At 35.2% G+C, this 14,429-nt stretch carries 6 protein-coding genes; 5 read left to right on the top strand and 1 reads right to left on the bottom strand.

The features are described from left to right. Positions 1-20 precede the first annotated feature (20 nt). Entirely contained in the window at positions 21-785 is a 765-nt protein-coding gene (locus tag FA048_RS07810; protein ID WP_136839679.1) for an SDR family NAD(P)-dependent oxidoreductase, read from the bottom strand. Positions 786-1,650: 865 nt separating this feature from the next. On the opposite strand from FA048_RS07810, the gene FA048_RS07815 reads away from it, so the two are divergent. From FA048_RS07815 to FA048_RS07835, 5 genes are all read left to right on the top strand, one after another. After that, positions 1,651-4,401: an alpha-d-galacturonidase gene (locus FA048_RS07815; protein WP_136839680.1), complete on the top strand. Its 2,751-nt coding sequence runs from the start codon at positions 1,651-1,653 to the stop codon at positions 4,399-4,401. Next, a complete protein-coding gene (locus FA048_RS07820) occupies positions 4,401-5,954 on the top strand; it encodes an MGH1-like glycoside hydrolase domain-containing protein (protein ID WP_205943453.1) in 1,554 nt (517 codons plus the stop codon). Before FA048_RS07815 ends, FA048_RS07820 begins: the two co-directional genes overlap by 1 nt. A gap of 213 nt (positions 5,955-6,167) precedes the next feature. After that, positions 6,168-7,745, top strand: coding sequence for a glycoside hydrolase family 28 protein (locus tag FA048_RS07825; protein WP_225872508.1), 1,578 nt, complete (start codon positions 6,168-6,170; stop codon positions 7,743-7,745). 128 nt (positions 7,746-7,873) lie between these two features. After that, the gene (locus FA048_RS07830; protein ID WP_136839682.1) at positions 7,874-10,696 is read left to right on the top strand and encodes a glycoside hydrolase family 95 protein; all 2,823 of its coding nucleotides are present in this window, start codon (positions 7,874-7,876) and stop codon (positions 10,694-10,696) included. 103 nt (positions 10,697-10,799) lie between these two features. Then, positions 10,800-14,312, top strand: a complete 3,513-nt coding sequence (locus FA048_RS07835) for a malectin domain-containing carbohydrate-binding protein (RefSeq protein ID WP_136839683.1) — start codon at positions 10,800-10,802, stop codon at positions 14,310-14,312. Positions 14,313-14,429: the final 117 nt, after the last annotated feature.

The raw sequence follows: 14,429 nt of genomic DNA on the forward strand, positions 1-14,429 counted from the left end.
TCTATAAAGTTTTGTATAATTTAATTATTTAAAGTCGTAAATCCACCATCAATTGGGTAATCGCATCCTGTAATAAAGGCTGCTTCATCACTGCAAAGAAATAAAGCTAAAGCGCCAACTTCTTCAGGTTTGCCCATTCTGCCAATTGGTTGAGATTTTGATAATTTCTCGAACATTTCAGAGATATTGTCAGGATAATTTTTCTGTAAAAATCCATCAACAAAAGGTGTATGAACCCTTGCCGGAGAAATAGAATTACATCTGATATTCTCATTGATATAGTCCTTTGCAATACTCATTGTCATGGCTTTAACAGCACCTTTTGCAGCACTATAAGCAAAACGATCAGGCAAACCAATTAAAGCTGCAATAGAAGCCATATTGATAATCACACCTCCGCCAGCTAAACGAAGTTGAGGAATTACAGCGTGTAAACAGTTATAAACTCCTTTTACATTTACATTCATCACTCTGTCAAAATCGGTTTCTGAAGTTGTATCTACTTTTCCAACGTGAGCAATTCCTGCATTATTAATTAGAATATCAATTTTCCCGATTGTTTTAAAAGCATCAACAACAGCTTGATGATTAGCAACATCACAAGCATAACTAAAAGCTGTACCTCCAGCATTTTTAATTTCTTCTAGTGAAGCTGAAGCTTGTTCAATTCCCAGTTCTATAATGTGCACTTCGGCACCTTGTTTAGCTAATATAGTTGCAATTGCCTTCCCAATTCCACTTCCACCCCCTGTAACAACTGCTTTTTTGCCTTGTAATGAAAACATATTTATATTTAGTTTTAATATTCTAAAATTATTTGGGCGTTTTAATCCCGAATATTCGGGATCCGCTGTATTCCCGATAAAGAATCGGGAGAGGCCGCTTCCATCGTTAACGCTTGCAAATCGTTCACCCTATATTATGGATAATCTAATGATATATTTTACCTCAATGTTAGCTTATAAATCATATCAGATTATAAATTATCCAAGTTTACAAATAAACTAGTAATAAGGTATTTAAAGTTGTATTTTTTTGCCTAAATATTATGTTATATTGGCATAGTTTATCAAAATAAACTAAATCGAGATCTATGATGTTTTTGTTCGAAATATTTACTTACGTTATAGGTAAGTTAATATTGGTGAATCTGGGTATACTGGTTAAAAAAGGTTTTTATTCTATAATTGGATCAAAGTATCAACCAAAAAAAATGAAACGTTATGATTTGTTCGATGCCGAAGATTATAGTAACTGTTTTTTTGGTGTATTAACTATCGTGTTTATTGTAGTTGTTATTAATCTTGTCATTTAATTTGATGCCATGATGCATGCCCATGTGAACCAAACAATTTAATTGTAAAACTTGACAGTAACTTAGAAATTGCTTTTTTTCTCGCAGATAAGAACCGACTTGGCTCACCGAACATTAGCGTTCTTTTAAATCTGCAATTTTCTGCGGTAATATTAACTTATGACATACTTTAACAAATTTCAAATGCTAATATGCTACATTAACTTGCAGAAATATTACATTAAACAAAATATGTATTTACTTATATTTGAATATTAGTTTTATATTTAAATAATATTGATAACCAAATATAGTTTTAAACCGTTAGAAGTTTAAAAATACTTGAACCAAATTGAATGAGAAATTTCATTATATTTATTTCCCTTTTATTTATAGCTCCTATAATTACTGAAGCAGCAAAGCTGCCTAAGGAATCTAAAAATATCTATATTTCTTCGCAAGGTGGACAAAGAGTAGGTTTTGGAACAAAACGTTTGCTTAATAATTTAATTAAAGCAGGTTATGAAATAAAGCTTACCGTTATTAACTATAAAGAAAAACTACCAAAAGGAAAAAATTCCATTGTAATTGGTACTGCAACTGATAAAGTTTTAGTTAGTTTACTTCCAAATTCTTTTAAAAATAATGCTTTAACAGCAGGGAAAGAAGGTTTCTCTATCTCTTACGATAAAGATGGTACACTATATATTATTGGAGCAGATAATTCTGGAACTTTGTATGGTTGTGTAGATTTAAGTGAGAAAATCACATCTGGGGGAAAAATCCCATCTCAACTTTCCATCACTGACCATCCTCAAATGGTATTAAGAGGAACTTGCATTGGTCTCCAAAAACCAGATTATTTACCTGGTAGAGATGTTTATGAATATCCCTACACGCCAGAAAGCTTTCCTTGGTTTTACGATAAGGCACTATGGATAAAGTATTTAGATATGATGGTTGATAATCGTTTTAACTCATTGTATTTGTGGAATGGGCATCCATTTTCATCATTGGTGAAGTTAAAAGACTATCCTTATGCTCTGGAAGTTGATGAAGCTACTTTTAAGAAGAATGAGGAAATGTTTCGTTTCTTAACAGCAGAGGCTGATAAAAGAGGGATTTGGGTAATCCAGATGTTTTATAATATCATCATTCCTAAACCTTTTGCAGAAAAACATAACCTAAAAACTCAAGATAGAAATCGTCCCATCATTCCTTTGATAGCTGATTATACGCAGAAATCAATTGCTGCATTTGTGCAAAAATACCCTAACGTAGGTATAATGGTGGCTTTAGGCGAGGCGATGGAAGGTGTTGGACAGGATGATATTGATTGGTTTACCAAAACGATTATTCCTGGTGTAAAGGATGGATTAAAAGCTGCTGGAATTAAAGAAGAACCTCCAATCGTTTTACGTGCACATGATACAGATGCACCTGCGGTAATGAAAGCAGCGCTGCCAATTTATAAGAATTTGTATACTGAAAATAAGTTCAATGGAGAGGCATTAACTACCTATGCACCAAGAGGTGCTTGGGCAGAACTGAATAGAACTTTGAGCAGAATTGGTACAATGAACATTTCTAACGTACACATTCTTGCAAATTTAGAGCCTTTTAGATATGGTTCTGCTGATTTTATACAGAAATCTGTACAAGCAATGGACAAAATTTATGGGGCCAAAGGGTTGCATTTATATCCACAATCAGGTTATTGGGATTGGCCTTACACAGCAGATAAGATTGCAGAAAGACAATTACAAGTAGATAGAGATTGGATATGGTACAAAGAATGGGCAAGGTATGCCTGGAATGCTAATCGCGATAGGAACGAAGAGATTAATTATTTGGGAAACCAATTGGCGAACAAATACGGCACAAACTTAACAGGAGGGAAGGCTATTTTAAATGCATATGAGGAGTCGGGTGAGATTTCTCCGAAGCTGTTAAGACGTTACGGAATAACTGATGGTAACCGCCAAACTTTAACCTTAGGGATGTTGATGACACAACTCATAAATCCTTACCGTTATGGTGTATTTACATTGATGTATGAATCAGAAGCTCCAGAAGGAGAAATGATTATCGAATACGCTGAAAAAGAATGGAATAAACAGGCTCATATTGGCGAAACTCCAATACAAATTGCAAAAGAAGTTGTGGAACATGGGAAAAAAGCTTTAGCATCAATTAACCAAGTATCAACCACTGTTACCAAGGATAAAGAAGAATTTAGAAGGCTTAAAAATGACATGTATTGTTATGATGCAATGGCAAATTTTTATGCGGAGAAGGTTAAAAGTGCATTATGGATTTTAAGATTTAAATATTCTAACAAAGTTGAGGATTTGGAAAAAGCCTTGCCATCATTACAAAAGAGCGTTGATTATTATACAGAACTGGTTAAGCTAACAGAAAACGATTATTTGTATGCCAACAGTATGCAGACCAAACAACGTAAAATACCAATGCGTGGCGTAGATAAAACTTTCATCACTTGGAAAGAAATGTTGCCTGTTTACACTAAAGAATTAAATCATTTCAAAAAAAGTATCGATTCTTTAAAATCTATTAAGCCTGGAGTTGTAGCATCAATTATTCCTTTTCAAAATGCTGATGTACAATTACTTTCTAATAACCAGACTTATATAATCGATAAATCAGCAATTGTATTTACTGATACAACTTCTCAAATAAAAGAAGTGACTGAAAAATTAATCGGCTTAAAAGGAATTCAGTTTGCTAAAAAACAACAAATAACTGCCGGAACAGAAATTAAGTTCACTACAAAAACACCTGTTAAGTTATTGATTGGTTTCTTTAATGAGAAAAATCCTAAATATTCTCCTGCGCCACAATTAGAAATAGATGCAAGTGCTAACAATTATGGTCAATCTGAAATCAAGATTTCTAATGGAATAATTGTAAATGGCTTTCCGCCAGTAAATGTACATGCCTACTCATTTGCTGCTGGTACCCATACTTTAAATTTAAGTAAAGGTGCTTGTTTGGTGTTGGGTTTTATAGATGACAAACAAGAATTAAGAATTTTTAATGCAGGTCTCGATGGACGTGGAAGAGATATAGATTGGCTATTTGAATAATGAGAAAAGAAAAGAAAATATTATCAACATTGTTGTTGCTACTGCTAACTGCAACTGGTTATTCGCAACAGCAACACTTGTTAAGTACAGCTAAACTGAAAAAGTATGTAACTTATTTCAATGGTATTGACACAGAGGCGGTTAAAAATTTTGTACCTAATGTACAAGCTTTCGATTGGCTAGCTGCAAATGTGCCTTTGTTAGATTGTCCAGACCCAATTATCGAACAGAATTATTATTACCGTTGGTGGACATTTAGAAAACATTTGGTTAAAACTCCAGAAGGTTTCATCTTCACAGAATTTATTGAGCCAGTAAAACATGCAGGTAAGTATAACTCCATCAGCTGTGCTTTAGGCCACCATATTTATGAGGGTAGATGGCTGAAGAATAACAGTTATTTAAAAGAATACATCAATTTTTGGTTGTACAAAGCAGATGTTGGTCAGACTAAGCAACGTTTCCATCAGTTTAGTAGTTGGGTTGATGACGCTGTTTATCAAAATTATTTGGTAAAACCTGATGTTGGATTTCTAAAAAGTATTCTCCCAGCTTTAGATGCAGATTATACCAAATGGGAAACAGAAAGGCAAGTTAAAAACGGCTTGTTTTGGCAACACGATGTAAAAGATGGGATGGAAGAATCTGTGAGTGGCTCAAGAAAAGACCAAAATAACCGACCAACCATTAACAGTTATATGTATGCAAATGCAAAGGCGCTAGTTAATATTTCAACATTGTTGAAGAATGAAAATTTAAAACAAAAGTATCAAGCTAAACAAGCAATATTAAAAAAGCTAGTTCAAGATAGTTTGTGGGATGCATCGACTTCGTTTTTTAAAACTAGAAATGCCAAAGGTGGTTTAGCAAAAGCCAGAGAAGCTATTGGTTTTATTCCTTGGGATTTTAATTTGCCAGATGACAATGCCAATTACGCCAGAGCTTGGGATCAATTACTAGATACTGGTGGATTTAAAGCACCTTGGGGATTAACCACTGCCGAAAGAAGAGAACCAACATTTAGAACTCGTGGAACAGGACACAGTTGTGAATGGGACGGTGCTTTATGGCCGTTTGCTACCTCACAAACTTTAAAAGGATTGTCGAACTTGTTGGTTAATTACAAAAACCACGGTAAAATGACGCCAAAGGTTTTTTATACTGAATTGCAGCAGTACGCTAAGTCTCATGCCAAGAATGGCAAACCTTATATTGGTGAATATCAAGATGAGAAAAATGGCGAATGGCTAAAGGGTGATAACCCAAGAAGTAGTTTCTACAACCACTCTACTTTTGCTGATTTAGTAATTAATGATTTAATCGGCTTTAAACCTAGAGCTGACAATATTTTAGAAATTTATCCCTTAATACCGAAAGGGCAATGGGATTGGTTTATGTTGGATAGAATTTCTTATCATGGTAAAACAATTACCTTGCTTTGGGATAAAACAGGAAAGAAATACAATAAAGGAAAAGGGTTTCAGATTTATGTGAATGGTAAATTAATTTACAAAACTGCTGATTTGAAACCGGTTAAAGTTGCAATGAAATAAAATAACATAATCGTCATTACGAGGAGGAACGACGAAGCAATCTTTCTTACTAATAACTTAGCTGGAAAGATTGCTTCGCCTCGATGAAAAATCGAGTCTCGCAATGACGATATAAACGTTTTGTCATTCAGAGCGCAGAGAAGAATCTAATTAAAAGAGTTTAACTTAATTGATTCCTCCAAAATCGGAATGACAAAGCATAAAAAGAACAAAATGAAATATATCTTAAAATCATTAATAGTTGCTTTACTTACAAGTCTGAGCATATCCGCAAATGCACAAAACTATTACAATGTGCTTAATTACGGTGCAAAAAACGACAGTAGTAAACTAGCCACAACAGCTATTAAAAACGCTATCGATGCAGCTGTTAAAAAAGGAGGAGGGACAGTTTATTTTCCGGCAGGTAAATACTTAACAGGACCAATTCATTTAAAAAGCAATATTACCATTTTAATTGATGCTGGTGCAGAACTCCACTTTAGCGATGATTTTGATCAATACCTACCAATGGTAAAAAGCAGATATGAAGGTGTAGATGTAACCAGTTTTTCTCCACTTTTTTATGCTTACAAAGCAGAAAATATAGCTATTAAGGGTAGAGGGATTATTGATGGTCACGGGAAAAAATGGTGGGATTTTGTAGAAGGCTACAAAGAAGGGCAAACTCGTTCTAAATGGCAACTTAAATTTGATGAACTAAATAAGGATATCCTCTTGCCAGACGACCCGAAACAAATGAAACGTGGCTTTTTACGTCCACCTTTTATTCAATTTATGTACAGTAAAAACATTCAAATTGAAGGGATTACAATTCGTAATTCTCCTTTTTGGACAGTCAATCCAGAGTTTTGTGAAAATGTAAAAATTCATGCGGTTACCATTTTTAATCCGCATAAAAATGCACCAAATACAGATGGCATCAATCCAGAGTCTTGTAAAAACGTTCATATTTCAGACTGCCATATAAGCGTTGGCGATGATTGTATTACGGTAAAATCAGGAAAAGATGGGCCAGGTAGAAAAATGGCTGTTCCGGCAGAAAATTATACCATTACCAACTGTACCATGTTATCAGGTCATGGGGGTGTGGTAATTGGCAGCGAAATGAGTGGTGATGTGAGAAAAATTACCATTTCTAATTGTGTTTTTGATGGTACAGATCGTGGAATTAGAATAAAATCAGCAAGGGGTAGAGGTGGCATTGTTGAAGAAATTAGGGTAAGCAATATTGTGATGAAAAACATAAGGGATCAGGCCATAGTACTCGATTTACAGTATGCAAAAACCAATTTTGAGCCAGTTTCTGAGCGAACACCCAGATTTAGGAATATTCATTTTAGCAATATAACAGGGCAAGTAAATCAAGCTGCATATTTAAATGGATTAGAAGAGATGCCAATCGAAAACATCACATTCAGTGATATCAATCTAGATGCTAAATCTGGTTTCAATATTTCTAGTGCTAATAGAATTGAGTTCCACAACGTCCAAATCAATACAGAAATAGGTGCTTCCATCATTGCTTCGAAAGTAAATAACCTAACTATCGATAATGTGAAAAGTTACACGCCTTTAGCAATTTCACCAATTTTAGATTTGAAAAATGTGAACGATGCTTTTATTTACAATTCAAATCCATTTACAGGAACAGCGACTTATTTACGTTTGAGTGGAACAGATACAAAGAATATTAGCCTGGGCAATAACAATTTCAGAAATGCTAAAGTTCCCGTTAAAAAAGAAGCTGATGTAAAGGAAGAGGTTACAGTTATTTCTGGAGATAAATAAATAATATGTGCGTCATTGCGAGGAGGAACGACGTGGCAATCTATCAAGCAGGAAAAATTGCTTCATGGCGATGAAAAATCGACCTTCGCAATGACGAAAATAGTTTAATAAACTATATTAAAAAAACAATGACTAATCAAACCAAGCATATTGTCCTCACATTGTTTTTGCTTATTGCCTTGAGCAATAATGCATTTACCCAAACAGACCATCACCTTTGGTACAATAAACCTGCAGAGAAATGGACGGATGCTTTGCCAATAGGCAATGGACGGATAGGTGCAATGATTTTTGGAGGTATTTCACAAGATCATATTCAATTTAACGAAGAAACTTTATGGTCAGGCAAACCAAGGAACTACAATAAAAAAGGTGCCTCTAAATACCTTCAAGAAATCAGAAGATTGCTTTTTGAAGGTAAACAAAAGGAAGCAGAAACTTTAGCTGAAACCGAATTTATGGGTTCAAAAAGTGAAGCAGGAGATAAAACCAGATGGGTTTCGGAAATGAAAGCTGGAAAAGGGATTACAGGAAACCCTTCGGCTGAAAGATACGATGATAAACTTTGGAAAACCCTCCAAGTTCCATCTTATGAAGGTTGGGAGATTGTTGGTTTATCAAATTTAGATGGTGCCGTTTGGTTTAGAACAACTTTTGAAGTGCCAGCAAACTGGGTTGGGAAAGATTTAGTTTTAGATTTAAATAGAATTCGCGACCAGGATTTTACGTATATCAATGGTCAATTGGTTGGCAATACTGATAACACAGAGCCACGAAAATATACCATTCCAGCAAAGCTGATCAAAGCAGGAACAAACACCATCGCCATACAAGTTTTAAACTATTATGATAAAGGTGGAATTGCTGGCTACAAAGACACAAAAAGACATATTGGAGTATATCCTGTTGGTTCTAACATTGAAAATGGTGTTTCATTGGTGAAAAAGTGGAAATATAAAATTCAAAATGAAGAGCCACCTGCAACTGCTCAATATCAAGCAAGTTACCAGCCATTTGGCGATTTAAACTTGTATTTCAAAAATGATAAGTCTACAGTATCGAACTATAAAAGAACATTAGATTTATCAACGGCTATCTCAACCACAACTTATACTTTAAACAAAGTTGATTATAAGAGAGAATATTTTGCTAGTCAACCAAATCAAGCCGTTGTAATTCATTTATCTGCCAATAAAACCAAATCGATTACTTTTGAAGCGGGTTTGTCAAGTCCTCATTTACATTCCATTGTTAAGGTTGTAAATAACAATACAATTTCTATCTCGGTAAAAGTTAAGGATGGTGCTTTAAAAGGCGAAAGCCGATTAACAGCAGTGGTAAAGAATGGAACACTGAAAATCGTAAATCAGAGGATAAATATCAGCAATGCTGATGAAGTTACTTTATACTTAACTGCAGGAACTAATTTTATCAATGCTGATGATGTTTCAGGAAATCCCGTAAGCGCCAATACCAAAGCATTAGTAAGTTTAAAAGGAAAAACTTATAATCAAATTAAACAGGCTCATATTCAAGAATATCAGAGTTATTACAAAACATTCGATGTAAACTTTGGGATTGCTGAAAATGCAAAATTACCAACGGATGAGCGTTTGGTAAAATTTGCCAAAGCTAGCGACCCAGCTTTTATGGCTTTGTATATGAAATATGGTAGGTATTTGTTAATTTCTAGTTCAAGACCTGGCGGACAACCAGCAAACTTGCAAGGCATTTGGAACGATTTATTGTCTCCACCTTGGGGAAGTAAATACACTACCAACATCAATATGGAGATGAATTATTGGCCGACTGAAATTTTAAATCTATCAGCATTAAATGAACCATTGTTTAGCAAAATAAAAGCATTATCTGTTAAAGGAACAGAAACTGCCAAGGAATATTACAATGCAAATGGTTGGGTTTTACATCACAATACAGATTTATGGAACGGAACTGCACCCATAAATGCTTCTAACCACGGTATTTGGGTTACAGGTGCAGCTTGGTTATGTCAGCATTTATGGGAGCATTATTTGTTTACTGGAGATAAAAAGTTCTTACAGGAAGAGGCTTACCCGATGATGAAACAATCGGCGCAATTTTTTGAAGATTTTCTAGTGAAAGACCAAAAAACAGGTTGGTTGATTAGTACTCCCTCAAATTCTCCTGAAAATGGTGGTTTAGTTGCTGGCCCAACAATGGATCATCAAATTATTAGAACATTGTTTAACAATTGTATTGAGGCCTCACAAACTTTAGGGGTTGATGAAGGTTTAAGAAAATCACTTCAAGAAAAAGTTAAACAAATTGCCCCTAATAAAATTGGTAAATACGGGCAGTTGCAAGAATGGTTAGAGGATAAAGACGATACGACTAATAAACATCGTCACGTTTCGCATTTGTGGGGCGTTTATCCTGGTAACGATATAACATGGGATAAAGATGCCAAAATGATGGAAGCTGCTAAACAATCGCTTTTATATCGTGGTGACGATGCCACAGGTTGGAGCTTGGCTTGGAAAATAAATTATTGGGCAAGGTTTAAAGATGGCAATCACGCTATGACCTTGGTTAAAATGTTATTGAAACCAGCAACTGATGGAGCATCAGGCTCGTATGTTAATCTTTTTGATGCGCACCCACCATTTCAAATTGATGGAAATTTTGGAGGAGCTGCAGGTATTGCCGAAATGATTGTACAAAGTCATCAAGGTTATATAGAACTTTTACCTTCGTTGCCAGATGCTATTCCCTTTGGAGAAATTAAGGGGGTAATGGCAAGAGGAGGTTTTGAGCTAAGCTTGAAATGGAATAACGGAAAATTGGAAAATGTGGAGGTTAAATCAAAAGTTGGTGGGACTTGTATAATTCGTTATAAAAATCAAATGATCAGCATTGCTACAAAAATGGGTGAGACTTATAAACTGAATGGAGCTTTAAAATTGCTTTAAAGTAAATCGTCATTGCGAGGTACGAAGCAATCTTAAAGCGATTGCAGAACTAGTTAACGAATGAGATTGCTTCGTGCCTCGCAATGACGCAAGTGTGTTATTTATGAAAAATATAAAAGTATTATTAGTTATTCTTATCCTTTCATTCGCCCCCGAAGCTTTTGCGCAAAATCTACGTAAAGACATTTTACTCAACAATAATTGGTTAAGCATAGCTGATGAGAAGGACATCAGCGCTTATAATGGATTTGAAAATAATCCATACAAAACTTCTAACTGGAAATCGGTAAATGTTCCTCACAATTGGGACCAATATGAAGGTTACCAAAGAAAGCTCCACGGCAACAAACACGGTTATGCTTGGTACAGAAAAACCTTTAAAAGCAATGAAGTAAAAACAGGAAAGCGATTTTTTCTTTATTTTGAAGGGGTAGGGTCTTATGCTACAGTTTGGTTAAATGGTAAAAAAGTTGGTTATCATGCTGGCGGAAGAACAACTTTTACGCTTGATGTAACTTCTGTTATCAAACTTAATAGCCAAGAAAATTTATTGGCAGTTCGGGCAGATCATCCCGCAAATATTCAAGATTTACCTTGGGTTGATGGTGGCTGCTCAACCGAGCGAGGTTTTTCCGAGGGTTCTCAACCAATGGGGATTTTTAGACCAGTACATCTCATCGTTACCAACGAAATTAGAATTGAGCCTTTTGGTGTCCATATTTGGAATGATGATCAGATTTCTGAAAAATCAGCTGAGCTTAATTTTGAAACAACTGTAAAAAACTACGGCTCTCAAACCAAAACCATCACAATCATTAACCAATTGGTAGATGGAGCTGGCAAAGTAATTACTGAATTAAAACGCAATGAAAAAATTGCTGCTGGAAAAGATTTAGTGTTAACTCAACAATCAGATAAACTGATTAACCCTAAATTATGGTCGTTAGAAAATCCGTATTTGTATACAGTTAAAACTAAAATCATTGAAAATAACAAAGTTGTAGACGAATTAAATACACCTTACGGCATAAGATGGATCAGTTGGCCAATTGGCGATAAAGCAAATCAGAAAGTATTTCTATTAAATGGAAAGCCGGTTTTCATCAACGGAATTGCAGAATATGAACATTTGATTGGCCAGAGCCACGCTTTTAGCAACGAGCAAATTCGTTCGAGAGTGATGCAAATTAAATCTGCTGGTTTTAACGCTTTCCGCGATGCGCACCAACCACACAACTTACTTTATCAAACTTATTGGGATAAATTAGGGATTTTAAGTTGGACTCAAATGGCTGCTCACATTTGGTACGATACACCAGAGTTTAGAAAGAACTTTAAATCGTTATTAACAGATTGGGTAAAGGAGAGAAGAAATAGTCCTTCGGTTGTGTTATGGGGATTAGAAAATGAAAGTACCCTGCCAGAAGATTTTGCTAGAGAATGTACAGAACTGATTAGAAAGTTAGACCCAACCGCTTCATCACAACGTAAAGTAACTACTTGTAATGGCGGCAAAGGAACTGATTGGGATGTGCCTCAAAACTGGACTGGAACTTACGGTGGCAACCCACTAACCTATGGAGATGATTTGCAGAAGCAGGTTTTAGTAGGCGAGTATGGTGCTTGGAGAACTTTAGATTTGCATACGGCAGATCCACAGGCTAAAAACCCAACACATACTGAAAATTATATGACCGAACTAATGGAAACAAAAGTTCGCTTGGCAGAAAGTGTTAAGGATAAAACTGCAGGGCATTATTTCTGGCTGTACAGTTCTCACGACAATCCAGGTAGGGTACAAGGTGGTGAAGGCTTAAGAGATTTAGATAGGGTTGGCCCCGTAAATTACAAAGGAATGTATACGCCTTGGGAAGAGCCTACTGATGTTTATTACATGTTTAGGGCAAATTATGCGCCAAAACAAACCGAGCCAATGGTTTACATTGTATCGCATACATGGCCAAATCGTTGGTTAACTCCTGGTATAAAAGATAGCATTACAGTATATTCAAATTGCGATGAAGTTGAACTTTTTAACGATGTTAATCAGCAATCGTTAGGTAAAAGAACTCGAAAAGGAATTGGAAGTCACTTCCAATGGGATCGCCCGACTATTCAATATAATGTACTTTATGCAGTTGGTTATGTAAATGGAAAGGCAGTTGCTAGAGATTATATTGTTTTAAACAATTTGCCGAAATCACCAAATTTTAAGAGTTTAATTGAAAATACAAACATCACAGAACCCGTAAAAGGTTATCATTACCTATATCGCTTAAATGCTGGTGGACCTAGTTATACTGATCAATTTGGTAAAGTTTGGTCTGCAGATCAACAAGCTGACTCCGAAACTGGTGCATATGGTTCAACATCTTGGACGGCCAACTTCCCAGGTGTCCCTTCTTTTTTTGCTAGTCAGCGAAGAACTTTTGACCCAATAAAGGGAACGTCAGATTGGAAATTATTTCAAACTTTTAGGTATGGAAGAGATCAATTGAAATTTCAATTCCCTATTCCTGCTGATGGAGAATACTTGGTCGAATTATACTTTATTGAACCTTGGCTGGGCATTGGAGGCGGAATGGATGCAAAAGGAATGCGTTTATTTGATGTAGCTATCAATGATAAAACAGTTATCAAAGATTTAGACATTTGGAAGGAAGTTGGTACTAATAAGATTTTAAAAAAGACGGTTAAGGTTTTTTGTAAAGCCGGACAAATGGTTGTTTCTTTTCCGCAAGTTAAAGTCGGACAAGCAGTAATTTCAGCAATTGCAGTAGCAACTTTAAACCCAAATATTAAACTCGCGGCTTTAAATAATTCTATAATAGAGCATTCAAATAATATTGAAAACTCGACTTGGTTGGATATTGGAGATAAACAATATACGGATGAACAGATAGAATTTACTTCATTACCATCAAACTTATTTGGTGCCGAATGGATTCAAAGTTCAAATAAAACCAATAAAAGTTTATCATTTAAAATAACCACAGCAGCTGATGTTTTTGTAATTGCAGATGAAAAAACTAAACTAGATTGGTTAACAAATTATGAGGATACAAAATCAATTGTGGTTAATAATGCAGGTATAAAGTTTAACGTTTTCCGTAAAAGGTTTGCCAAAGGTGATGAGATTAAACTAGGCCTAAAGGGTTTAAATACGCAAATGTATTCGGTAGCTGTCGTTCCTCCAACAAATTTAGAACCTGCTTACGATTTAAAAACTGTAACAACATACAAAGCAACTGACGCTAATTTAAAAGGGGCGGGGTTGGTTAAAGAAGACTTAATGGGCAGGGCAAGAGTCGTTTTTAAAAACAACGAAAGCAGTGTCTTAGAATGGAAAATAAACACAGGGGTTGCTGATATTTATTCACTAACTATTAAATATCATAATTCTTTTGACTACAATTTGAAGGCGAAAATGGAGTTTTTATCAGCTGATGGTACAGTAATGAAAACTGAACTGGTAGAATTTATCCCAACTAAAGAAGGTAAATGGAATTATTTCAACACCAATACGGGCAGTATGATTAATGCTGGAAGTTACTTAGTTAGAATTATCCCAACAGAAACCAAAGGTTTGTATGTTGATGCTTTAGATGTGCAGTGATGGGTTACGAGTTACAGGTTGTGGGTTATAGGTCTGGGCGTTTATTTGTAATATCTGAATTATTAGGTTGGCTACTTGACCCGTAACTCAATTAGATAATATGCTACAATACAAAGA

This window comes from Pedobacter polaris, assembly GCF_005116505.1.
In the GTDB taxonomy this organism is placed as follows: domain Bacteria; phylum Bacteroidota; class Bacteroidia; order Sphingobacteriales; family Sphingobacteriaceae; genus Pedobacter; species Pedobacter polaris.